Origin of the sequence: Burkholderia sp. SRS-25, assembly GCF_004343765.1 — a bacterium.
In the GTDB taxonomy this organism is placed as follows: Bacteria; Pseudomonadota; Gammaproteobacteria; order Burkholderiales; family Burkholderiaceae; genus Burkholderia; species Burkholderia contaminans.
On the sequence record NZ_PTXM01000014.1, the window covers coordinates 151,710 to 175,185 of the forward strand.

At 67.4% G+C, this 23,476-nt stretch carries 23 protein-coding genes; 15 read left to right on the top strand and 8 right to left on the bottom strand.

Annotated features, from left to right (window positions below; genetic code table 11):
• Positions 1 to 5: 5 nt before the first annotated feature.
• The 3 genes from C5O79_RS20085 to C5O79_RS20100 all read right to left on the bottom strand — a co-directional run bounded on the left by C5O79_RS20085 (position 6) and on the right by C5O79_RS20100 (position 4,625).
• Positions 6 to 1,520 (bottom strand): CoA-acylating methylmalonate-semialdehyde dehydrogenase, encoded by a 1,515-nt coding sequence (locus C5O79_RS20085; protein WP_122476530.1) that lies wholly within the window; start codon positions 1,518 to 1,520, stop codon positions 6 to 8.
• 110 nt (positions 1,521 to 1,630) lie between these two features.
• Entirely contained in the window at positions 1,631 to 3,337 is a 1,707-nt protein-coding gene (locus C5O79_RS20090) for an AMP-binding protein (protein ID WP_122476532.1), read from the bottom strand.
• A gap of 154 nt (positions 3,338 to 3,491) precedes the next feature.
• Complete coding sequence (locus C5O79_RS20100) at positions 3,492 to 4,625, bottom strand: acyl-CoA dehydrogenase family protein (protein ID WP_023477775.1); 1,134 nt, start codon at positions 4,623 to 4,625, stop codon at positions 3,492 to 3,494.
• A gap of 137 nt (positions 4,626 to 4,762) precedes the next feature.
• Between C5O79_RS20100 and C5O79_RS20105 the strand changes: the two genes are divergently transcribed.
• The 3 genes from C5O79_RS20105 (at position 4,763) to C5O79_RS20115 (ending at position 8,281) form a co-directional block, all read left to right on the top strand.
• Positions 4,763 to 5,797, top strand: coding sequence for an AraC family transcriptional regulator (locus tag C5O79_RS20105; protein WP_046548446.1), 1,035 nt, complete (start codon positions 4,763 to 4,765; stop codon positions 5,795 to 5,797).
• Between the two features lie 121 nt (positions 5,798 to 5,918).
• A complete protein-coding gene (locus C5O79_RS20110) occupies positions 5,919 to 7,511 on the top strand; it encodes a nodulation protein NfeD (RefSeq protein ID WP_131931589.1) in 1,593 nt (530 codons plus the stop codon).
• On the top strand, positions 7,508 to 8,281 hold the full coding sequence (locus C5O79_RS20115) for a slipin family protein (RefSeq protein ID WP_046548448.1): 774 nt from the start codon (positions 7,508 to 7,510) through the stop codon (positions 8,279 to 8,281). Before C5O79_RS20110 ends, C5O79_RS20115 begins: the two co-directional genes overlap by 4 nt.
• A gap of 81 nt (positions 8,282 to 8,362) precedes the next feature.
• Here the strand turns inward: C5O79_RS20115 and C5O79_RS20120 are convergent, their stop codons facing one another.
• Positions 8,363 to 9,640 carry a haloacid dehalogenase-like hydrolase gene (locus tag C5O79_RS20120; protein ID WP_122476537.1) on the bottom strand — a complete coding sequence of 426 codons (1,278 nt, stop codon included), beginning with the start codon at positions 9,638 to 9,640 and terminating at the stop codon, positions 8,363 to 8,365.
• A 503-nt stretch (positions 9,641 to 10,143) separates the two neighbouring features.
• On the opposite strand from C5O79_RS20120, the gene C5O79_RS20125 reads away from it, so the two are divergent.
• The 6 genes from C5O79_RS20125 (at position 10,144) to C5O79_RS20150 (ending at position 15,508) form a co-directional block, all read left to right on the top strand.
• Positions 10,144 to 11,043, top strand: coding sequence for a M24 family metallopeptidase (locus tag C5O79_RS20125; protein ID WP_046548450.1), 900 nt, complete (start codon positions 10,144 to 10,146; stop codon positions 11,041 to 11,043).
• A 45-nt stretch (positions 11,044 to 11,088) separates the two neighbouring features.
• Positions 11,089 to 12,876, top strand: a complete 1,788-nt coding sequence (locus tag C5O79_RS20130; protein ID WP_122476539.1) for an SDR family oxidoreductase — start codon at positions 11,089 to 11,091, stop codon at positions 12,874 to 12,876.
• 30 nt (positions 12,877 to 12,906) lie between these two features.
• Positions 12,907 to 13,812, top strand: coding sequence for a metal-dependent hydrolase (locus tag C5O79_RS20135; RefSeq protein WP_122476542.1), 906 nt, complete (start codon positions 12,907 to 12,909; stop codon positions 13,810 to 13,812).
• A 78-nt stretch (positions 13,813 to 13,890) separates the two neighbouring features.
• Positions 13,891 to 14,178, top strand: coding sequence for a hypothetical protein (locus C5O79_RS20140; protein WP_046548453.1), 288 nt, complete (start codon positions 13,891 to 13,893; stop codon positions 14,176 to 14,178).
• 251 nt (positions 14,179 to 14,429) lie between these two features.
• Entirely contained in the window at positions 14,430 to 14,807 is a 378-nt protein-coding gene (locus C5O79_RS20145; RefSeq protein ID WP_047849571.1) for a DUF2917 domain-containing protein, read from the top strand.
• 326 nt (positions 14,808 to 15,133) lie between these two features.
• Complete coding sequence (locus tag C5O79_RS20150; RefSeq protein ID WP_047849570.1) at positions 15,134 to 15,508, top strand: DUF2917 domain-containing protein; 375 nt, start codon at positions 15,134 to 15,136, stop codon at positions 15,506 to 15,508.
• 160 nt (positions 15,509 to 15,668) lie between these two features.
• Here the strand turns inward: C5O79_RS20150 and C5O79_RS20155 are convergent, their stop codons facing one another.
• Entirely contained in the window at positions 15,669 to 15,947 is a 279-nt protein-coding gene (locus C5O79_RS20155; protein WP_046548456.1) for a hypothetical protein, read from the bottom strand.
• A gap of 418 nt (positions 15,948 to 16,365) precedes the next feature.
• Entirely contained in the window at positions 16,366 to 16,596 is a 231-nt protein-coding gene (locus C5O79_RS38160; RefSeq protein ID WP_163009035.1) for a hypothetical protein, read from the bottom strand.
• A 140-nt stretch (positions 16,597 to 16,736) separates the two neighbouring features.
• On the opposite strand from C5O79_RS38160, the gene C5O79_RS20165 reads away from it, so the two are divergent.
• Positions 16,737 to 18,038, top strand: a complete 1,302-nt coding sequence (locus tag C5O79_RS20165) for an NCS2 family permease (RefSeq protein WP_089462214.1) — start codon at positions 16,737 to 16,739, stop codon at positions 18,036 to 18,038.
• 254 nt (positions 18,039 to 18,292) lie between these two features.
• On the opposite strand, the gene C5O79_RS20170 is transcribed toward C5O79_RS20165, so the two are convergent.
• Positions 18,293 to 18,583 (bottom strand): DUF1488 domain-containing protein, encoded by a 291-nt coding sequence (locus C5O79_RS20170; protein ID WP_039366385.1) that lies wholly within the window; start codon positions 18,581 to 18,583, stop codon positions 18,293 to 18,295.
• A 240-nt stretch (positions 18,584 to 18,823) separates the two neighbouring features.
• Complete coding sequence (locus tag C5O79_RS38610) at positions 18,824 to 19,099, bottom strand: DUF2964 domain-containing protein (RefSeq protein WP_232352775.1); 276 nt, start codon at positions 19,097 to 19,099, stop codon at positions 18,824 to 18,826.
• Positions 19,100 to 19,435: 336 nt separating this feature from the next.
• On the opposite strand from C5O79_RS38610, the gene C5O79_RS20180 reads away from it, so the two are divergent.
• The 5 genes from C5O79_RS20180 to copC all read left to right on the top strand — a co-directional run bounded on the left by C5O79_RS20180 (position 19,436) and on the right by copC (position 23,419).
• Entirely contained in the window at positions 19,436 to 21,337 is a 1,902-nt protein-coding gene (locus tag C5O79_RS20180) for a sigma-54-dependent Fis family transcriptional regulator (RefSeq protein ID WP_047849569.1), read from the top strand.
• An 88-nt stretch (positions 21,338 to 21,425) separates the two neighbouring features.
• Positions 21,426 to 21,728: a 2Fe-2S iron-sulfur cluster-binding protein gene (locus C5O79_RS20185; RefSeq protein WP_047849568.1), complete on the top strand. Its 303-nt coding sequence runs from the start codon at positions 21,426 to 21,428 to the stop codon at positions 21,726 to 21,728.
• A 58-nt stretch (positions 21,729 to 21,786) separates the two neighbouring features.
• Positions 21,787 to 22,281, top strand: coding sequence for an SRPBCC family protein (locus tag C5O79_RS20190; RefSeq protein WP_046548460.1), 495 nt, complete (start codon positions 21,787 to 21,789; stop codon positions 22,279 to 22,281).
• A 92-nt stretch (positions 22,282 to 22,373) separates the two neighbouring features.
• The gene (locus C5O79_RS20195) at positions 22,374 to 22,751 is read left to right on the top strand and encodes a DUF2946 domain-containing protein (protein ID WP_122476548.1); all 378 of its coding nucleotides are present in this window, start codon (positions 22,374 to 22,376) and stop codon (positions 22,749 to 22,751) included.
• Positions 22,752 to 23,053: 302 nt separating this feature from the next.
• Positions 23,054 to 23,419, top strand: a complete 366-nt coding sequence (gene copC / locus C5O79_RS20200; protein WP_047849566.1) for a copper homeostasis periplasmic binding protein CopC — start codon at positions 23,054 to 23,056, stop codon at positions 23,417 to 23,419.
• Positions 23,420 to 23,476 lie beyond the last annotated feature (57 nt).

A 23,476-nucleotide genomic window follows, 5' to 3' on the forward strand; every position in this document is an offset into this window, starting at 1 on the left:
GCCGCTCAGTGCAGCCGGATCGTGGTGTTCACCGGGCCGGCCGTCGTGTCGTCGTCGAACCAGCGCGCGGTGACCGTCTTGGTCTGCGTGTAGAACTGCACGACCTGCTTGCCGTACGGGCCGAGATCGCCGAGCTTCGAGCCGCGCGAACCCGTGAAGCTGAAGAACGGCACCGGCACCGGGATCGGGATGTTGATGCCGACCTGGCCGACGTCGATCTCGCTCTGGAACTTGCGCGCGGCCGCGCCGCTCTGCGTGAACAGGCCGACGCCATTGCCGAACGGGTTCGCGTTGACGAGCGCGATCGCGTCGTCGAGCGTGTCGGCTTCCATCACGACCAGCACGGGGCCGAAGATTTCATGCGTGTAGACCGACATGTTCGTCTTCACGCCCGAGAAGATCGTCGGGCCGACGAAATTGCCCTGCTCGTAGCCGGCCACCTTCACGTCGCGGCCGTCGAGTTCGAGCTTCGCGCCTTCCTTCACGCCCGCGTCGATCAGCGACAGGATGCGTTCCTTCGCGGCCTTCGACACGACCGGCCCGACGTCCGTGCCGGCTTCCGCGCCCGCATTGACCTTCAGCGCCTTCGCCTTCGCGACGATGTCCGGCAGCCAGTCGCGCGCGTTGCCGACGAGCACCGCGACCGACGTCGCCATGCAGCGCTGGCCGGCCGCGCCGAAGCCCGCACCGACGAGCGCGTTGATCGCCTGCTCGCGGTTCGCATCGGGCAGCACGACCGCGTGGTTCTTCGCGCCCATCATCGACTGCACGCGCTTGCCGTGCGCGCTGCCAAGGTTGTACACGTGCGTGCCGACCGCCGTCGAACCGACGAACGAGATCGCCTTCACGAGCGGATGGGTGCAGATCGCGTCGACCACTTCCTTGCCGCCGTGCACGACGTTCAGCACCCCTTTCGGTACGCCGGCCTCGATCGCGAGCTCGACGAGCTGCATCGTCGACAGCGGATCCTGTTCCGACGGCTTCAGCACGAACGTGTTGCCGCAGACGATCGCCATCGGGAACATCCACAGCGGAATCATCGCGGGGAAGTTGAACGGCGTGATGCCCGCGCACACGCCGAGCGGCTGGCGCAGCGTGTAGGTATCCACCCCGCCCGCGACGTTCTCCGCGAATTCGCCGAGCTGCAGCGAACCGATCGAGCACGCGTGCTCGACCACTTCGAGGCCGCGGAAGATGTCGCCTTCGGCATCGGGAATCGTCTTGCCCTGCTCGGCCGTCAGCGTCTTCGCGATGCGCTGCTGGTTCGTGCGCACGAGATCCTGGAATTTCAGCATGATGCGCATGCGCGCCGAAATCGGCGTGTTCTTCCACGTTGCGTACGCGGTGTGCGCGGCCTGCACGGCCGCGTCGACTTCCGCGACGGTCGCGAACGGCACGCGCGCGAGCACCTGCTGCGTCGCCGGGTTGACGATGTCGCGCCACTCGTTCGTGGCGGACTCGACGAAGGCGCCGTCGATCAGCAGCTTGACCGTCGGCACGTCTTTCGAATTCGCGTTCATCGATCTTTTCTCCTGGCAGAGGGCCGCGAAGCGCGATATCGCCGCGCGGCCGGTTCAATTCGGCTGCGGGCGGCGGCCGCGGAATGCGGCGCGCGCGGCCCGCGGTCACGTCACTTCAGTTCGGCGGCGAAATCTTCTTCCCAGTATTCGCCGGGCATCCGCTCACTTGCGTCGTCGCCACGCTCGATCTCGCGGCGGCGCAGCTCGACGCGGCGGATCTTCCCCGAGATCGTCTTCGGCAGCTCCGCGAACTGCAGCCGGCGAATGCGCTTGTACGGCGCGAGCTTCTCGCGCGAGAAACGGAAGATTTCCAGCGCGAGTGCGGGGCTTTCCTCGTAACCCTGGCGCAGCGTGATGAAGGTCTTCGGCACCGACAGCCGCACGGGGTCGGGGCTCGGCACGACGGCTGCCTCGGCGATCGCCGGATGTTCGATCAGCACGCTTTCGAGTTCGAACGGGCTCAGCCGGTAGTCGGACGACTTGAACACGTCGTCCGCGCGGCCGATGTACACGTAGTAACCGTCGTCGCGGCGCATCGCGATGTCCGACGTGCGGTAGTGGCCGTCGCGCATCGCGTAGGCCGTCGCGTCGGGGTTGTTCGCATAGCCTTTCATCAGCCCGACCGGGCGCGTGACGCCGGCGCCGATCGGCAGCGCGACCTCGCCTTCGGTCACGGGCGCGCCGTCGGGGTCGAGCAGTGCAATGCGGTAGCCGGGCAGCGGCCGCCCCATCGAACCCGCGACGACCGGCTGGCCCGGCGAGTTGCCGATCAGGCAGGTCGTTTCGGTCTGGCCGTAGCCGTCGCGGATCGCGATGCCCCACGCCTTCTTCACGCGCTCGATGATCTCGGGATTCAGCGGCTCGCCCGCGCCGACGATCTCGCGCAGCTTCACGTCGAACGACGCGAGCGGCTGCTGCACGAGCATGCGCCACACGGTCGGCGGCGCGCACAGCGTCGTCACCTGGTATTTGACGAGCGCATCGAGCACCACCTTCGGCTCGAAGCGCGCGTAGTTGAACGCGAACACGCACGCCTGCGCATTCCACGGCGCGAAGAAGCAGCTCCACGCGTGCTTCGCCCAGCCCGGCGAGCTGATGTTCCAGTGGATGTCGCCCGGTTGCAGGCCGACCCAGTACATCGTCGACAGATGGCCGACCGGATAGGTGCGGTGCGTGTGCTCGACGAGCTTCGGCTTCGACGTCGTGCCCGACGTGAAGTACAGCAGCATCGGATCGTTCGCGTGCGTGATGGCGTCCGGCTCGAATACGGCGCTCGCCGCATAGCCGTCGTTCATCGCGAGCCAGCCCGCGCGCGGCGCGCCGGCGACGATCTTCCGCGCGAGGCCGAGATCCGGCTGCTCGAACTTGGCGGTTTCGTTCTCGTCGACGATCGCGTATTTCGCGCCGCCGATCTGCACGCGGTCACGTACGTCGTCGGGCGACAGTTGCGTGGTGGCAGGCAGCACGATCGCGCCGAGCTTCATCGCGGCGAGCATCGCGTCCCACAGCTCGACACGGTTCGGCAGCATCAGCAGGATCCGGTCGCCGCGCACGACGCCGATCGAGCGCAGCCAGTTCGCGATCCGCGACGAACGCTCGGACATCTGCGCGAACGAATACGGATCGCCCGTGCCGGTCGCCGCATCGACGATCCACAGCGCGGGCTGGTCGTTGCCGCGCGCCATCGGGTCGAAGTAGTCGAGCGCCCAGTTGAATGCGTCGAGCACCGGCCACTCGAACTCGCGGTACGCGGTGTCGTAGTCGGTGCGGTGGCGCAGCAGAAAGTCGCGTGCGTTCAGGAATGCCTGTACCGTCATCGTGTCCTCCAGTCTCCATGCGTCGAACCGGGCATGTGCTGCAGCGCATGCCCGGTTGCCTCTGTTGCGGCGCACGGTCACGTCGTTGCGTGCCGCGTTCGCCGCGCTGCCCTCGTGCCCTGCGTGATGTCGTCGCCGGGGCAACCGCCGCGGCTCAGAGCTGCCGCGCGATCACCATCCGCTGCACTTCGCTGGTGCCTTCGTAAATCTGCGTGATGCGCGCGTCGCGATAGTGACGCTCGACTTCGTAATCGACCAGATAGCCGTAGCCGCCGTGGATCTGGATCGCGTCCGAGCACACGCGCTCGGCCATCTCCGATGCGAACAGCTTCGCCTGCGACGCTTCCGACAGGCACGGCAGCCCGGCCGTGCGCAGTTTCGCCGCGTGATGCACGAGCAGGCGCGCGGCGTTGATCTGCACGGCCATGTCGGCGAGCTTCTGCTGGATCGCCTGATGCTCGGCGATCGGTTTGCCGAACTGCACGCGCTCGCCCGCATAGCGGCGCGCCTTGTCGAATGCGGCGCGCGCGATGCCGAGCGCCTGCGCGGCGATGCCGATGCGCCCGCCTTCGAGGTTCGACAGCGCGATCTTCAGCCCTTCGCCGCGATTGCCGAGCAGGTTTTCTTCCGGAATCGCGCAGTTCTCGAACGTGATCGGGCACGTATCCGACGCGCGGATGCCCATCTTCTTCTCGGGTTTGCCGACGATGAAGCCCGGCGTGTCGGTCGGCACCAGGAACGCGGAAATGCCGCGCTTGCCGGCTTCCGGGTCGGTCATGGCAAAAACGATCGCAACGCCGGCACGCTGGCCGTTGGTCACGAACTGCTTCGCGCCGTTCAGCACCCATTTGCCGTCACGCAGTTCCGCACGCGTGCGCAGGTTGTTCGCCTCGGAGCCGGCGTGCGGCTCGGTCAGGCAGAACGCGCCGATCACGCGGCCCGCGGCCATGTCGGCCAGCCAGCGATCCTTCTGCGCCGGCGTGCCGAAACCGAGGATCGGCCCGCAGCCGACCGAGTTGTGCACGCTCATCATCGTCGCGCACGCGGCGTCGCCGGCGGCGACCTCTTCCATCGCCAGCGCGTAGGCCACGTAGTCCGTATACGAGCCGCCCAGCTCCTGCGGCACGATCATCCCGAGCAGGCCGAGTTCGCCGAGCTGCGCGACGATCGCGTCGGGCAGGTGCGCATCGTGGTCCCACTGCGCCGCGTTCGGCGCCAGCATCTCGGTGGCAAACGCGCGCGCGGCGTCGCGGATCATCCGCTGGTCTTCGGTGTAAAGCTCGTCCATGGTGCTGCTGTCTCCCGCGGCCGCCGGGCGCGACCGTCCTTGCGTTTCGATGCAACAAGTGTAGGCAAGCAGGCGCGACTGTTCGATGCTCGCGTCGCTCATTTACACTGAGCGTTTTTGCCACACCGGCGGCACGGATGAAGCAGGAAGACAAGGGAACCGTCGCGATCAGCCTCGTCGCGTACAGCGTCGCGCTGGCCACGCGGCGCGGCGTCGCGGCCGAACCGCTGCTCGCGCAGGCCGGCATCGCGCCCGCGCTGCTCGGGCAGCCGCGCGCACGGGTGTCCGCGCAACAATACGGCGCGCTGTGGAACGCGATCGCGCGCACGCTCGACGACGAGTTTTTCGGGCAGGATCGCCACCCGATGCGCAGCGGCAGCTTCATCGCGATGAGCCAGGCGGCGCTGTCTGCGCGCGACGGGCTGCACGCGATGGCGCGCGCGGTGAATTTCATGCACTGCGTGCTCGACGACCTGCACGCGGAGCTCGACGCGAACCCGCAGCGCGTGCGGCTGCGCTTCGTGCACCGCAACAACGGTGCGACGCCCGCGATGTTCACGTACGCGACCTATTTCATCATCGTCTACGGGCTCACCTGTTGGCTGATCGGGCGGCGCATCCCGCTGCTGCATGCGAGCTTCCGCTGCGACACGCCGCCCGCCGACCACGAATATCCGTCGATGTTCTGTGACGACATGCGCTTCAACGAGCCCGATTCGTATGTCGATTTCGATCCCGAATTCGCGACGCTGCCGGTCGTGCAGAACGCGAAGACGCTGAAGACGTTCCTGCGCAACGCGCCGGCGAGCTTCATCGTCAAGTACCGCAACCCGAACGCGCTCGCGCAACGCGTGCGGGCGGTGTTGCGCGGAATGCCGCCCGCCGCATGGCCGGGCGCGGGCGGGATGGCCGCGCGGCTGCACGTGGCCGAGGCCACGCTGCGCCGCAAGCTGCACCAGGAAGGCCAGGCCTACCAGTCGATCAAGGACACGCTGCGGCGCGATCTTGCGTTCGAGGCGCTGGCCGACCCCGCGCGCACGATCGCCGATGTTGCTGCGGCAACCGGTTTCGCGGAGCCCAGCGCGTTCTACCGCGCGTTCCGCAAATGGAGCGGGCGCAGCCCGGCCGACTATCGCGACGAAGTGCTCGCGCGGGGCGGCAGCGCGAGCTGAAGCCGGCCGGCACGGCCGCGGTTTCGCGCTTTCTGCAGAAAGCGCCTAATCTTTAAGCATCGGGCCCACGCCCTTTCCGCGAGCCGGACGGCGCGCGGCCGCGCGCCGCCTGGACGCCCCGATGCTCTTTCACCGTCATGAGCCGCCGCCGGCGCCTGCCGCGCCCGACGGCCGCCCCCGTCATCCGCTCTCCGCGCGGGTCGCGCGCGCCGCGCTGTTCGCGGCGCTGCTCGTCGTGTGCGCAGCGGTCGCCGCGCCGCCGCCCGCCGAAGCACCCGCCGCGCGCCCGGTCATCGTGATCCCCGTCAACGGCGCGATCGGCCCGGCCAGCGCCGACTTCATCGTGCGCTCGCTCGATCGCGCCGCCCGCGAGCACGCGCCGCTCGCGATCCTGCAACTCGATACGCCCGGCGGCCTCGACACGTCGATGCGGCAGATCATCAAGGCCATCCTCGGCTCGCCGGTGCCGGTCGCCGCGTTCGTCGCGCCGGGCGGCGCGCGGGCCGCGAGCGCAGGCACCTACATCGTCTATGCGAGCCACTTCGCGGCGATGGCGCCCGGCACCAATCTCGGCGCGGCGTCGCCCGTGCAATTCGGCATCGGCGGCGCGGTGTCGCCGGGCGGGAACCCTGCTGCACCGCGCGCGCCGGCGGGCACCTCGGGCACCTCGGGCACCTCGGGCGCGTCAGGGGCGTCCGATGCGGCGGCTACGGCGGCCGCCTTGCCGACCGATACCCAATCGACCGAGATCCGCAAGGCGATGCAGGACGCCTCCGCGTATATCCGCGGCCTCGCGCAGCTGCGCGGGCGCAATGCCGAATGGGCCGAGCGCGCGGTGCGCGAGGCCGTGAGCCTGTCGGCGAACGAGGCGCGCGCACAGCGTGTGGTCGACCTGATCGCGCAGGATCCCGCCGACCTCGCTCGCCAGCTCGACGGCCACACGGTGACGACCACCGCCGGCACGGTGCGGCTCGCGACCGCGCATGCGCCGCTCGTCGTGGTCGAGCCCGACTGGCGCAGCCGTTTCCTGGCGATCATCGCCGACCCGAACGTCGCGCTGATCCTGCTGACGATCGGCATCTACGGCCTCTTCTTCGAGTTCGCGAACCCCGGCTTCGTGCTGCCGGGCGTCGCCGGCACGATCTGCCTGCTGGTCGGGCTGTTCGCGATGCAGTTGCTGCCGATCAGCTATGCGGGCCTCGGCCTCGTGCTGCTCGGTCTCGGCTGCCTGGTCGCCGAGGCGTTCCTGCCGACCTTCGGCGTGCTCGGCTTCGGCGGGATCGTGTCGTTCACGATCGGCGCGCTGATGCTGATCGACACCGAAGTGCCCGGCTACGGGATCCCGTGGCCCGTGATCGCGAGCCTCGCGCTCGGCGGCGGGCTGCTCGTCGCGGGCGTATCGAGCGTCGCGCTGCGCGCGCGCCGCCGCCCGGTCGTGACGGGCGCCGAGGCGATGGTCGGCAGCATCGGCGAAGTGCTCGACGACGGCCTGCTGGCCGACCAGCCGCATGGCACGGCCGGGGCCGCGCCGTCCGCCGTCGGCTGGGCGCGGGTGCGCGGCGAACGCTGGCGCGTGGCCAGCAGCGCGCCGCTTGCCGCCGGCTGCCGCGTGCGCGTCACCGGCCGCCACGGGCTGCTGCTCACGGTCGCCCCGCTCTACGACGTGCCGGGGCAGGAACCACATCGAGAACAACACCAGGGAGAACCTTCATGATCGGTTTCACGTTCGGCTTCAGCAGCATCCTGATCGTCTTCGTCGTGGTGCTCGTCGCGTCGTCGATCCGCATCTTCCGCGAGTACGAGCGCGGTGTCGTATTCATGCTCGGCCGGTTCTGGAAAGTGAAGGGGCCGGGGCTCGTGCTGATCATCCCGATCGTCCAGCAGGTCGTGCGGATCGACCTGCGCACCGTCGTGTTCGACGTGCCCGCGCAGGACGTGATCACGCGCGACAACGTGTCGGTGAAGGTCAATGCGGTCGTGTATTTCCGCGTGGTCGACCCGGAGAAGGCCGTGATCCAGGTAGCGCGCTTCTTCGAGGCGACGAGCCAGCTCGCGCAGACGACATTGCGCGCGGTGCTCGGCAAGCACGAACTCGACGCGCTGCTCGCCGAGCGCGAGCAGCTGAACGCCGACATCCAGAAGACGCTCGACGCGCAGACCGATGCGTGGGGGATCAAGGTGTCGACGGTCGAGATCAAGCACGTCGACCTGAACGAGACGATGATCCGCGCGATCGCGCGGCAGGCCGAGGCCGAGCGCGAGCGGCGCGCGAAGGTGATTCATGCGGAAGGTGAATTGCAGGCGTCGGAGAAACTGCTGCAGGCCGCGCAACGGCTCGCGCTGCAGCCGCAGGCGATGCAGCTGCGCTACCTGCAGACGCTGACGACGATCGCCGCGGACAAGAACTCGACGATCGTGTTTCCGCTGCCGGTCGATCTGCTGGGGGCGTTGCTGGAGCGGTTGGGCTCGCCGCGCGAGCGCTGAGACGCTCGCTTTCCGGCCCGCGCGGCGCGGCGATCGGTCCCGATGGACGCGGGGCCGCAACGGCCCCGCACCCGGCGCGCGTCAAGCCAGCAGCTTGCGCTCGGTCTTGCCGTACTTGATCGACTTCTCGTCCGGGATCATCAGGCCCGTATGCTCGTCGCGGCCCTGCAGCAGGAAGCGTGCGTCCGATTTCCCGACCTGTTCGGCCGCGAGTTTGCTGTCCGCGCCGATCTCGCCCTTCTTCATCCGGTTGACGATTACACCGGCCGCGGTGTCCTTGAAGTCGCGCAGCATCCACGCGTCGCCGTCGCTGTCGCCGAACACCAGCAGCGGGCCATAACCCTTCTTCGACTCGAGGACGTTGCGGATGCCCACCGTCTTGCCGGGCCCCCAGTTGAAATGCCAGCCGGCCGGATACGTGCTCGTGTACTTGCCGTCCCGCATGTCGAGACGCAAGCCGATCACGTTCCCGGGCGGCACGCCGTAGCCATAGTTCGGATTGCCGGCGAACACTCGCACGACATCGTCGAGCGATGCCGTGCTGACGTACACGTCGATGCCGTTCGCCCGCAGCGTGTGCATCACCGCGCGGATTTCCTCATGAATGCGAATGCCGTGGAAATGCGTGTCGGCCACCACGCCTGCCTTGCCGGGCAGCGTCTTCGGGCTTTCGTAGCGGACCTTGCGCAGCGCGTCGCCGATGCCGTAGTTGTTCGACGCTTCCGCCATCGCCTGCAGCTCGGCGGTCGTCATGTTCTTGTAGAAATAGATGATCCACTTGTAGCCGATCTCGAGCGGATGCGTATCGCAGATCGCGTCGTACATGAAGTACAGCTTCGCGCGGAAATCCTTGAACTGATCGGTCTCGCGAATCTCGTCGAGGCTCTTGTCGCCGCCGAATCCCTGGTAGTTCGCGTAGAGCCAGCGATAGTCGGATTCGATGTCCGCCGCGAGGTCTTCCATCGTCACCGGCTTGCCGTCCACCGTCGCATAGTCCTTCATGAAGGCGCCCTTCGGCACGTCCTTCCACATCACGTCGACGAATTCGGCCGGCGTCAGCTTGTACTGCAGATGGTTGATCTGGTACATCAGCAGCGCCTCTTCGCAGTCGTTCATGATGCACGTGTTGTCCCAGTCGAAGACCGCGTACGGGCGGCGCTTTTCGTCGTAGCGCGCGCTCGCCACGCCATGCTGGTCGAGCACCGCCTGCAGGCGCGCGGCGTTGAACGGCGACCAGCGGCCCGGGTCCAGCGCATCCGGCACGGCTGTGCTCTTCGCGCCGGCCGTGCCGGCCTTGAACATCAGCGACGTCGCGGCAGTCGCCGCGGCAAGGGTATTCATGAACTTGCGGCGTTGCATGGTCTCTCTCCCTGGAAATGTCAAATCGGTTTCAGTCGCTATCCCGCGCGGCTCACCGCGCACCGGCCGCTGATCGGCGCGGCGAAGCAGGGACGGCTCCGAACCGGGGGCGAATGATGTGACGAAATTATTTCGGCAATTTGACAGCGTCGCGTCGCGACGCGACGGGGAGTTGATCCGGCGCGACATGCCGGGCAGCCGCACGGCGGCCGTACGCGCAGCCCTCCGGGCCGGCGCCGGCAGACCGCGCGTGGCGATCCCCGGCCAGCCCCCTGCAGACGGGTGCGCTGGGGCCCTCCGGCCCAACTTCCGGAAATCTAGAGTGACGACTCCATTTCGGCCCTTCATTAGGACAAATCCTCACCTCAGGGGGCTGGCGCACTTTCCGGAACCGTCTATGATCGTTACATCGCTCAATGACACATTAAATGCTGACTGAATAACCCGCGACTGTGACGCCGGCGGGTGCATTCCGGATCAGCGCCCCCCCTTGGAGACGCATCATGGCCGACCACCATCCGCTGCCGGAAGTCCACCTCGACGAGCTGCCGCAATTCCGTGCGGTCCAGCAGCTGGCATACCGCTGCGTCGAAACCGTCGGCGCGATGCTCTACCCGGGCATCACCGAAAAGGAAGCCGCGCGCCTGCTGACCGAATGGCTGCAGGACAACGGCGTGCACGACTGGCTACACAAGCCGTTCGCGTGGTTCGGCGACCGCACCGCATTCGAGGGCTTCTCGGGCCTCAAGCACATGGGCGGCTTCAATCTCGCGTTCTTCCCGAGCAACCGCCAGCTCGAGACCGACATGCCGGTGATCCTCGACGTCGCGCCGGTGCTCGACGGCATCGTCGCCGACGTCGGCTACGCGCACTGCCTCGGCCACAACCCGATCCTCGAACAGTTGCAGGACGACCTGATGGACCACCGCGACATGATCGTGCGGCTCGTGAAGGCGCGCCGGCCGATGGCCGAGGTCGCGCAGGAGGTCGACGCGCTGTGCCGCCGCCAGGGTGTCGAGCCGCGCCACAAGGCCTATCCGTTCAAGGTGCTCGCGCATCGCGTCGCGAAGATCCACAAGCTGTCGAAACCGCGCTTCGTCGCGCGCTTCGGGCTGAACGCGACGCGCAACCTGCTGCTCGACCAGGGCCGCGCGGCGAAACAGCAAGGCTGGTCGCCGCTGTGGTCGATCGACCGCCGCTCCGAGCATGCGCCGGTGCCGGGCCTGTGGGCCGTCGAGCCGCATCTCGGCTTCGCCGGCGTCGGCGCGAAATTCGAAGAGCTGCTCGTCATCACCGAAGACGACGCGTACTGGCTCGACGAAGACCTGCCGCACGTGCGCCGCTGGCTGCGCCGCCAGGCCGAACGGTCGCAGGCCGTCACGACCGTGCCGGCCGCCGCCTGACCCGAACGCGCCTTTCCTCCCGACTCCCTGAACGACGGACTCACGATGCAGCCTCTTTCCGACGAAGCGCCGCTGGCCCTGTTCGAATCGGTTCATAGCGAAACGGCGATCGCCTCCGGCGACCTGACGCTCGCGGTCAAGACCTGGGGCGACCCGGCCCGCTCGCCGGTCGTGCTCGTGCACGGCTACCCCGACGACAGCAGCGTCTGGCAGCACGTCGCGCCGCTGCTCGCGCGCAAGCACTACGTGATCGCGTACGACGTGCGCGGCGCGGGCCTGTCCGGCGTGCCGAAGCGCACGGCCGACTACCACCTCGCGAAGCTGACCGACGACTTCGTCGCGGTGATCGACGCGCTCTGCCCCGGCCGCGCCGTGCACCTGATCGCGCACGACTGGGGCTCGATCCAGGGCTGGGAATTCGTCACCGATCCGCGCCTCGCCGGCCGGATCGCGTCGTACACGTCGTGCTCGGGGCCGTGCCTCGACCATGTCGGCTTCTGGCTGCGCGAACGCGTGCTGCGCCCGACACCCGCGTCGCTCGGCAAGCTCGGCGGCCAGCTCGTGCGGTCGTGGTACGTGTACCTGTTCCACTTGCCGTTCATCCCCGAGCTCGGCTGGCGGCTGTGGCTCGGCCGCGCGTGGCCCCGCCTGCTGCGCAGGCTCGAAAAGACGCCCGCCGTGCCGCGCCCGACGCAAGCCGACGACGGCGCACGCGGCGTACGCCTCTATCGCGCGAACTTCATCCGCTGCCTGTTCGCGCCGCGCGAGCGCTACGCGCATGCGCCGGTGCAGACGATCGTGCCGCTCGGCGACAAATACGTGAGCCCGGCGCTGTCCGAGAACCTGTCGCGCTGGGTGCCGCAGTACTACCGCCGTGAAGTCGCGGCCGGCCACTGGCTGCCGCTCGCCGATCCGACGCGCTTCGCGGCGCTCGCCGGGCAACTGATCGACGCGGTCGAATCGGGCAACGAACCGCCCGCGCTCGTGAATGCGCGCCGCCGCGCCACAAGTGGTCGCTTCAGCGGCAAGGTCGCGGTGGTGACCGGCGCGGGCAGCGGGATCGGCCGCTATGCGGCACTCGCGTTCGCCCGCGAAGGCGCGACGATCGTTGCGTGCGACATCGATCTCGCGAGCGCCGAACGCACCACGCTGCTGATCGGGCTCACCGGTGCGCAAGCGCACGCGAAGCGGGTCGACGTCGGGTCCGCCGACGAAATGGAAGCGCTGGCGACGTGGGTCGGCAGTGAACTCGGCGGCGCGGACGTCGTGATCAACAACGCGGGCATCGGCATGGCCGGCGGCATCCTCGACACGAGCACGCGGCACTGGGAGCGCATCCTGCACGTGAACCTGTGGGGCGTGATTCACGGCTCGCGGCTGTTCGCGCAGCAGATGGCCGCGCGCGGCACCGGCGGGCACATCGTCAACACCGCATCGGCCGCCGCGTTCGGGCCGTCGCGCGACCTGCCCGCGTATGCGACGACGAAGGCCGCCGTGCTGATGCTCAGCGAATGCATGCGCGCGGAACTCGCCGAAAAAGGCATCGGCGTGACGGCCGTATGCCCCGGCTTCGCGGAAACGGGAATCATGGCGTCGACGCAATACGCGGGCGCCAACGCACAGGACGAAGCGCGGCTGCGCAAGCGCGCGACGAAGCTGTACCAGATGCGCGGCCTGAAACCCGAAACCGTCGCGCAGGCGATGGTCGACGGCGTGCTGCGCAACCGCCCCGTCGTCGCGGTCGGCGGCGAGGCGCACGCGATGCGCTTCGTCGGCCGCTTCATGCCGTGGCTCGGCCGAATGATCGCCCGCGTCAGCATGGCATCGCATTGACGGCGCACGACGCCGCACAGGGAGACACAGATGACCGATACCGCCGACTATCACAAGATCAAGGCCCGGCACGTGAAGTTCGACTTCAGCGACACGCCGATCACCTGGGTGCCGAACGACCCGGGCAGCACCCACATCATCAACACGCTGAACCTGCTGTTCCCGGAAGGCGAGCTGTGGTTCTGCCGCGTGTACAACAAGGCGTTGCCGCTGATCACCGATGCGCGCCTGCGCGACGAGGCCGAAGGCTTCCTGCGCCAGGAAGCCGTGCATTCGCGTTCGCACGGCGGCGTGCTCAAGCACTACTACGACCGGCACGGGATCGACACGAAGCCGTTCACGCAGAAGCTCAATCGCCTCTTCACGCGCGTGCTCGGCGAACAGCCGTTCGGGCTGAAGATCGGCCACACGCGGTTCTGGCTGCGCCAGCAGCTCGCGGTGATCGCGTCGCTCGAGCATTTCTTCGGCTATCTCGGCAACTGGGTGCTCAACGCACACGGGCTCGACGACGGAAAAGCCGACCCGACGATGGTCGACCTGCTGCGCTGGCACGGCGCCGAGGAAGTCGAGCACCGCACGGTCGCGTTCGACATCTACCGGCACCTGGGCGGCACCTATCCGGAACGCTGCGTGCACATGGCGTTCGTGATCCTGCTGCTGCTCTACTACATCACGACGGGCGCGAAGTTCATGTACCGGCGCGACCCGGCCGCCGGCCGCTACCCGGGTTTCGTTCTCGCGTGGTGGCAAGGCTCGCGGCGCGGGCACCTGCCGTCGTTCTGGAAGGTGATCGGCGCGGCGCTGCGCTATTTCAAGCCGGGCTATACGCCGCACCACGAAGGCTCGACCGAACAGGCGCTCGCCTATCTCGCCCGCTCGCCGGCCGCGCAGGCGGCCGCGCACGGCGGCAACTGGGGCACGACGAAGGGTGCCTGAACGGGTTTCCTGCCGGCTCGGCGGGCGGCGCCCGCCGAAATGCGTACAATCGCGGCTTCATTTCCCGGAGGTGCCGCGATGGCCATGAAGAAAACCGATCTCGAAAAGAACAAGGCGCTCAAGCTGACGCACGCGATGAAGCAGTCCAGCTCCGCGCGTTTCGGCAAGGGCGCCGACGACTCAGCCAAGCTCGACCGCCGCGCGCAGCGCAAGCTCGACCAGGAACAGGGCCTCGTGCCGTTCGCCTGCAAGCTCAACGCCGAACTCGTCGAACAGCTCAAGGCCCGCGCGGCCACGCACCCGGAAGGGATGACGGGCCTGTTGTCGGAGCTGCTCGTGAACGGGCTCGCGCAACGCGACGCGTGATCGCCACGTATCTCGAAATTTCCGTTGACATTGCTGCGCCGCCACGACACACTCGTTCGCATGCCTATGCTCAAGCCCGCCGCCATCGCGCATAAAAACCGAGTGAACGCCCATGCGTGGCGATCACCGGAGGCGCTTGTGCGTTAGCATCGAGATTCAGTTGCGCATGTCACAAGGCCTCGCCGGAAACGGATGAGGCCTTTTTGTTTTGGTGCGCGTCATCCCGCCCGGCTCAACGGATGGAGATGACGATGGACCAAGCAAGCCGGCTGGTTGTCTGCCCCGATCGGTGCCGCACCGATGCGATCGCATTGCCGCGGGTCGTGATGCAATTCACGGTCGCGCCGCGCAAGACACTGACGTGGTGCGCGAAAAACGACGCCGAGATCCGCGTGCACGACGCGACGCTGTGGGTCACGCGGCTCGGCAGCGTCGATGATTACTGGATACGAACCGGCGACGTGCTGCGCGTGCGGCGCGGCGATCGCATCTGGATGAGCACCGACGGCGATTGCCCGGCCGAAGCATCGATCACGACCGCCTACGCGATGAGTCGCGGCGCGTGGCTGGAGCGTGCACTCGTGCGCATGCGCAGCCTGCTGCGTGAGCGATGTCGAAGTCGACCATGACGAGAGTGCCGCTGCGCACTCGATACGGGTATGCGGCGGCGTCACGCCATTGCGGGCGAGCACGTCGGCGCATCACCCTCGCCTATCCCGAAAATTATCGTTGACAACGTCGTTCCGCGCAGACAAACTCGTTCGCATGCCTACGTACCCGCTCATCGCCGCCGCGATTCATCACTCGATGAACATTCGAAAGAATGGTTCACGGGAGGCGCGTGTGCGTTAGCAGTCGAGCAGTACCGCATGTCACACAAGGCCTCACCGGAAACGGATGAGGCCTTTTTGTTCTGGTGCGCGTCATTCGTCCGGCTCACTGAATGGAGAAGACGATGGACCAGGCAAGCCCGCTGTTTGACCGTCCCGATCGGTGCCGCGCCGGCACGATCGCATTACCGACTGTCGTGATCCGTTTCCCGGTCGCGCCGCGTACGACGCTGACATGGCGCGCGCCGCAGGACGCGGAACTCCGCGCGCATGGCGCGGCGCTGTGGGTCACGCGTCCACCGTGCGTCGACGACTACTGGGTGCAGCCCGGCGACGTGCTGCGCATCGCACGTGGCGAGCGCATCTGGCTCGGCACCGATGCCGACCGGTCGGCCGAAGCAACGCTCACGACTGCATACGTGCGTCGCGGCGAGCGCTTCACGCGCATGCTCGCGCACGTGCAACGTTTGCTCTTCGGGGCAGGGAGAACGAGTGGATGAGTGACGCGTCGTCAGGCACGCGAGACGCGGAACGGCCGCGACCGGAAACGGACGCACCCGCGGCGTAACGCGCCGCGGGTGCGCATCGAATGACGCGGCACGCCGGTGCGTGCCGCGAGCGATCGCGCGCCGTGCGCAGCGACCGGATGCAGCAGGTGCATCAGGTGCTGGCGGCGAGACGCGGGCCCGTGCTTCGGGGAGTGGACTCGAGGTCGGGACGTTGCGTTGCCTGCGAGGTCACCCACGGATCGATGCCCTGCTTCTGCACCTCTTCCAGGAATGACACACGTGTGCGCCAGTAATCCGCTTGTAATTTCGCGTCGATGACGCGCTGTTCGGCAGCGAACAGTTCCATGCGCGCCGTCACGAGCATCGACGCAGCGGTTTTTTCCGGCGTGGGGGCGTGTCGCATCGCCCAACGGCTGATCCAGTTCAACATGCTGACCTCCGTGATTACGGACGAACCCGCATCGGGCAATCGCAAGCGGCCGTGCCTGCCCGAACGCGCAACGGCCTTGACCGCACTTCACCGCCCGGCCTGCACGGACTGCGACTCCCCCGCGTCGGCAATTACCGGCCGGCGTGTGCATGCGCGGTGTATCTATCCTAGAAAGACTTGCCGGTTTATGCGATGGGGTCTTGCAATCTTTTACACAGAAACCACAGTCGCACCCGCATCACGAAATGACAGTTGCGGGCGGGACGGCTTCGGCGCACGATAGCCCGATATCTGCACCTGCCTGGACTGACGAATGGCCGCTGCACGCCGCTGCCGGGCATCCGCACCGGCAACGCACGGGCGTTCGCGCGCACGCGCTGCTCTGCCCCGCGTTCGTGCAGCATGCGGGCGCTCCGTTTCAGTCGGATGTCATCATCCCGCGTCCACGCCGCGTGATACGCCGCGCGCGTCGTCCTGCACGCCGTTGCGCATGCATCGGTCGGTGCCATTCGCGCATCTCCTCCCGTTTCAGCCATTTCTTCCGGCTCGTTCCGCCCGAACCGGTAAAATGCGCGCCTTCGTCGCGCGGCCGGGCTGCCAGACCGTTCGCGCGCAGGCAGCCGATCGATCTTTCGATCGTGCCCTCCAACTATATCGTCCGAGCTATCCGCGCTATTACAATCCGCCGATAGCCGGGCAATAGTGGCTGGTTACAGTAAGCCGGCCGCGCTGCCTTTACAACAATTCGGCACAACAAGCAACACGACAACCGACCGGAGAAACGCCTTCATGGAATCCATCAAGCGGTATTTCGGCTTCGCTGAAGCCGGCACCGACTTCCGCACCGAAATACTCGCGGGCGTCACCACGTTCCTGACGATGGCCTACATCATCTTCGTCAACCCCGCGATCCTCGGCGACGCCGGCATGCCGAAGGAATCCGTGTTCGTCGCGACCTGCCTCGTCGCGGCGCTGGCGTCGCTCATCATGGGGCTGTACGCGAACTACCCGATCGCATGCGCGCCCGGCATGGGCCTGAACGCGTATTTCGCGTACACGGTCGTCAAGGGCATGGGCTTCACGTGGCAGGCCGCGCTCGGCGCGGTGTTCATCTCCGGCTGCCTGTTCCTGCTCGTGACGCTGTTCCGCGTACGCGAGGCGATCGTCAACGGCATTCCGAAATCGCTGCGAATCTCGATCACCGCGGGCATCGGCCTGTTCCTCGGCATCATCTCGCTGAAGACGTCGGGCGTGATCGTCGGCAACCCGGCCACGCTCGTCACGCTGGGCGACCTGCACAAGCACGACACGATCCTCGCGATCGTCGGCTTCTTCACGATCGTCACGCTCGACCACCTGCGCGTGCGCGGCGCGATCCTGATCGGCATCATCGGCGTCACGGTCCTGTCGTTCTTCTTCGGTGACAACCAGTTCCACGGCGTGTTCTCCGCGCCGCCGTCGATCGACGCGACGCTGTTCAAGCTCGACATCGGCGCCGCGCTGTCGACCGGCATCATCAACGTGATCCTCGTGTTCTTCCTCGTCGAGCTGTTCGACGCGACGGGCACGCTGATGGGCGTTGCGAACCGCGCGGGCCTGCTCGTCGAAGGCAAGATGAACCGCCTGAACAAGGCGCTGCTCGCCGACAGCACGGCGATCGTCGCGGGCTCGGTGCTCGGCACGTCGTCGACCACCGCGTATATCGAAAGCGCGTCGGGCGTGCAGGCCGGCGGCCGCACGGGCGTGACGGCCATCACCGTCGCGGTGCTGTTCCTCGCGTGCCTGTTCATCGCGCCGCTCGCCGGCGTCGTGCCGGCCTACGCGACGGCGCCGGCACTGCTTTACGTGTCGTGCCTGATGCTGCGCGAGATGGTCGAGGTGCCGTGGGACGACGCTACGGAAGCCGTGCCGGCCGCGCTGACCGCACTGCTGATGCCGTTCACGTACTCGATCGCGAACGGCGTGGCATTCGGCTTCATCGCTTACGGCGGCCTCAAGCTGCTGACGGGCCAGGCACGCTCGGTCAAGCCGATCGTGTGGCTCATCGCAGCCGTGTTCCTGTTCCGCTTCTTCTACCTCGGCAGCGAGTGACGACGGCGCTTCGGCGCGATTCAGGAAGCACGATGAAAGAACGCCACCCTCGGGTGGCGTTTCCGTTTTTGCATGATTCTTCTGCGATCCTGACGAACGGCACGCCCGAACGTACCGGCGCTCAGGCAACCCGGTACAGCCCGCATACGAAAATGCCGCCCGGCCCCGCCGAACGGCATCGCATGAAGGCAACGTCTTCGCGTGCGCAACTCTCAGCTCAGCTCAGCGACGCGCGCCGCAAGACGAACGTCGTGTCATCCGCGCCAGTTGGCCTCGTAGAAGCGGACGTAGCCGCTGCGCAGCGTCACGCACTGCGCGCGCGTCTCCGACAGCAGGCGCCGTGCAGCCGCCTCGATACGGTCGCGGTGCTGGTCGAATGCGCCGACCATGTCCTCGAAGCGCGGCGACGCCGCGCCGAAGTGATCTTCCAGCGCCTCGGCGGTGATCTGACATTGGACGCGCTCGCCATTGACCAACGCCGTGAACGCAAGCATCAGGTCGCGCCCCGAATACTCGGGCTTCTCGTTCGTGAAATGGATCTGCATGGGAGCCGCCTCGACCGGTAGAAAACGAATGACCGCGTCCGTCGTCCGCTACCGGCCGGACGAAATGTACGCGGGCTCGCCGGCGGAGGCACCGCCCGCGGGGATAGGCGCGGACGATGCATGCCGGTTGATTTCCACTTTAGACGGTTTCGCGCAGGAGACAAATTTTCCGGCGTGCGTCGTTCCGACGCGCATTTCATCTGATCAGCGCGGCATCCGGCACCGTTTCGAAAACCGGCGTCAGTGAGGGTCGTTCGGCCAGACGTTGAGCGCGATGGCAGCCGTCGTGGCGCCCACCGCAATCGCGGCCGCCCCGTATCGCACCGCATCGGTCAGATCGAACAGCAGCCCGTGGATTGCGACGGCGATGCCGCCCAGCATGATGAATGTGGCGATGGCCGCCAGCACGACTCTCAGTTCCGTCCGAACCATGATGCGTCTCCCGAACGGATGCATGTCGCGTCGCATGCATGTTGCATTGCGGAACACGGCGCGTGCGTGCTCCATTTCCATCATTGCAGGCGGGCATTTAAAAGCAAGGGGATTTTGTTCGCGGTCGCGCTTCGTACGCGGCGCTTGTATGATGATGCGTACCCGGATGGTTGCCGGTCGCACACCGATGGTGCGCCGCACGCGATGGCGGGAATCCGTAGAGGATTTCAGTGCGCACGCGTGCACCGGATCGGCCGATTTCGAGGAGCATGGGGCCCGAGTGAGCATAGAAATGCTGACCGGGCTCGACCGCGAAGCATGGGATCCCAGTAACCGCTGAAGCGCTAACTGGGACCGACCGCGAAGCATGGGGTCCCAGTAACCGCTAAAGCGCTAACTGGGACCGACAGGAGACAAGTCATGCCGCAACCCTTCGTGCTGCCCGCCACCGCGGGTCGCACCGACCTGCTCGCGCAGGCGCATGCGCGTTCGACCGCGGTCGGCCTGCGTGCGCACGAACGCCCGGATTTCTCGCCGCTGTCGCGCGTCGCGCTGCGCGAACTGCTCGACACGAATCACGCACTGTTCTCGCACGCGCGCCCGGTAATGGAGAACCTCCACGCGCAGATCGCCGACACGCAAAGCCTCGTGCTGCTGACCGACGCCGACGGCGTGATCCTGCACAGCATCGGCGACCCGGACTTCATCGAGAAAGCCAACCGCGTCGCGCTGTGTACCGGCGTGTCGTGGGCGGAAGGCGCACGCGGCACCAACGCAATCGGCACCGCGCTCGCATCGGGCCAGGCCGTCGCCGTGCATGGGTCCGAACACTTCCTGCGCGCCAATCACATCCTCACCTGCTCGTGCGCACCGATCTTCGACCCGTTCGGCCGCACGCTCGGCACGCTCGACGTCAGCGGCGATCCGCGCGGCTCGAGCCCGCACACGCTCGCGCTCGTGCGGATGTCCGCGCAACTGATCGAGAACCACCTGTTCGCCAACCAGTGCGCGGAAGCGTTGCGGCTGCGCTTTCATGCACACGAGGAATGCGTCGATTCGCTGTTCGCCGGGCTCGTCGCCTTCGGCCCCGACGGCGGGCTGATCGCCGCGAACCGCAGCGCACAATTCCAGCTCGGCGCATCGTTCGACGCACTGCAGCATCAGGCCAGCGACGCGCTGTTCGGCATGCGCTTCGGCCAGCTCGCGCAGCAGGCGGCACGCGCGCCCGGTGCGATGTTCCGCCTCACGCTGTCGACCGGCGTACGCGTGCTGGCGCGCTGCGAATTCGCGGAAGCACACAAGACCACCGTCGCCGTCACGCCGCCCGCGCCCGCCGCACGGGTGCGCACGCCGGACCCCGACACGATCACGTTCGCGACGCTCGACACGGGCGACGCACGCATGGCCGCCGTGCTCGAACGCGTCGCGAAGATCCGCGGGCGCGACCTGCCGCTGCTGATCCTCGGCCAGACCGGCACCGGCAAGGAATGGCTCGCCCGCGCCCTGCACCAGGCATCGCCGCGCGCGGACGGCCCGTTCGTCGCGGTCAACTGCGCGGCGCTGCCCGATTCGCTGATCGAGGCCGAACTGTTCGGCTACGAAGACGGCGCATTCACCGGCGCACGCAAGCGGGGCAGCCCCGGCAAGATCGTGCAGGCCGACGGCGGCACGCTGTTTCTCGACGAAATCGGCGACATGCCGCTCGCGCAGCAAGTCAGGCTGATGCGCGTGCTGCAGGAGCGCGCGGTGATGCCGCTCGGCGGCGCACGCGCGGTGCCGGTCGACGTGCGCGTGGTCTGTGCGACCCATCGCGACCTGCGCGCGATGATCGCGGAAGGCACGTTCCGCGAAGACCTCTTCTACCGGATCAATGGACTCGCGGTCACGCTGCCGGCGCTCGCCGCACGCACCGACCTGCCCGTACTCGTCGAGCGGATTCTCGCGCGGCTCGCGCGCAGCGAACCGATGCCGCGCCGCATCGCGGCCGACGTGCTCGACGCGTTCACGCGCCACCGCTGGCCCGGCAACCTGCGCCAGATGACCAACGTGCTGCGCACGGCCGGCATGCTCGCCGAAGACGAAGCGGAAATCACGCTCGCCCATTTGCCCGACGATTTCTGGCTCGATTGCGACGATGCACCGGCGGCCGCCACCGCAATGCCGGCCGCACCGGCCGGCACGCGCGAAGGAACGACGTTGCAAAGCCACCAGGCCGCGGTGATCGATGCCGCGCTCGCGCGGCACGGCGGCAACGTGTCGGCGGCCGCACGCGAGCTCGGTCTCGCCCGCAATACCGTGTATCGGCACCTGCGCCGGCATTGACGCCGGCGGCCGGCCGGCGCCGGCCGCCGGAACGTTCGGGTATGCTTGGCGCGTTGCCGCCGAACCGCCGCCAGCCTCTGCCTCCGCCATGACCGATCCGGAACACTCTCCCCTCGTGCGCATCGAGCCGCTCGGCGCGACCTTCGATGCACCCGATTCGCTGACGCTGCTCGAAGCCGCCGCGTTCGCGCACGTGTCGCTGCCGCGCTCGTGCCGCAACGGCACGTGCCGAAGCTGCCTTTGCCGGATCGTCAGCGGCAGCGTACGCTACACGATCGAATGGCCGGGGCTGAGCCGCGAGGAAAAGGCCGACGGCTATACGCTGCCGTGCGTGGCCGTCGCGACGTCGGACCTCGTGCTCGACGTGCCCGACGCGGTCATGCTCGACTAGACGCCGCGCACGCTCGCGCGTGCCGTCCGGCAACGGTTGATCCTGAGTGGAGAACGTCATGACCCAGCAAACCGATCCCATCGAAAAACAGGCCCGACTGAACGCATCGCCCGACCGCGTGTGGGAAGCCGTCAGCAATTCCGGCGAATTCGGCCAGTGGTTCGGCGTCACGTTCGACGGGCCGTTCACGGCTGGCCAGCCGCTGTTCGGCCGCATCACGCCGACACGCGTCGACGACGACGTCGCCAAGGCGCAGGAGCCCTACGCGGGCACTGTGTTCGAAATCGTCGTCGACCGCGTCGAGCCGAAGCAACTGTTCTCGTTTCGCTGGCATCCGTTCGCGATCGATCCGAATGTCGATTACTCGACCGAGCCGATGACGCTCGTCACGTTCACGCTCGCCGCACAGGCCGGCGGCACGCTGCTCACGGTCACCGAAACCGGCTTCGATCAGTTGATCGAAGCGCGCCGCGCGAAGGCGCGCGAGATGAACGACCACGGCTGGGCCGCGCAGATGACGCTGATCACGAAATACCTGGCAAAGCACGCGTAGCGCGCCGCCACGCCGCACGTCCGTGCCGACATGTGCATCGACGTGCGTGGCATAATCCGCTCCATCGTCGCCTGTACGTCGCCGCACATCGCATGCTGAGTCGTCGCCTCCGGAAGATCGGCAGTCTGATCGGGATGCTCGCCATCCTGATGACGGCGCTCGCGCCGACGATCTCTCAGGCACTGACGTCGCAGCAGCGCGTCGATACACTGCTGGCCGGCTACTGTACGGCCGCGCCCGCCACCGGCGACCATTCCGCCGATGCGTCGCAGAAGAGCCTGACGGCCCATCTTCAGGCATGCGGCTATTGCAGCCTGCTTGCTCACACACCGGCACTGCCCGCGCCCGAACTGACGTTCGCGGCCAACGTGCACGTCATTCAGCACCGCGAAGCGACCCGCTTCGAAAGCCTGCGCCGCGCGCTGCCGCTCACGGCCGCGCAACCGCGCGCCCCGCCGTTCGCGTCCTGATTCGTCGTCAATGCCCGTGATGCCATAAAGCATCGCGCGGTCCGCGCACGCCGCCGGCGTGCGCGACATGTCACGATTCGAAGGACGATCATGTGTCACCGTCATGCGCGCGGCGTCGTGCCGTGCGTGCGGTTGGCTGCTTCCGGTTCGCACTGTCGCGCCGACATTCGCTCGCAGGCGAATGTCCGGCCGCGCACGTTCGCGCCGGCGCACGCCGCCATCGGTGCTGCTGCTAGGGTACGCGTGCATCCGTCCGTCGAATCCGTGTTGTTCCATCTGATTCGCCACCCGCACACTCGACCATGAATACGCACTCTTTCATTCGCGGCGCGCTCGCCGCGCTCGGCTTCGTCGTTATCCAGGCCGCCCACGCCCACGCGCTCCCGAAAACGCAGGAACCCGCCGCCAACGCCACGCTTTCGGTCGCGCCGCACGCGGTCACGATCGGCTTCAGCGAAGCGCTCGAGCCCGCTTTCAGCTCGATCGCCGTCACCGACAGCCACGGGCAATCGGTCGTCGACGGGAAATCGTCCGTCGATCCAAGCAACCGGAAGCGCATGCAGGTCGCACTGACCAATCTGACGGCCGGCACGTACTCGGTCGCGTGGATCGCGGTGGCCAGCGACGGTCATCGCACACAAGGCCGCTACGCGTTCACGCTGAAATGATGTTCGCGACGCGCATCGGCGTTCCGCGCCGGCCGTGTCGCCCCCTTACCCGCCGCA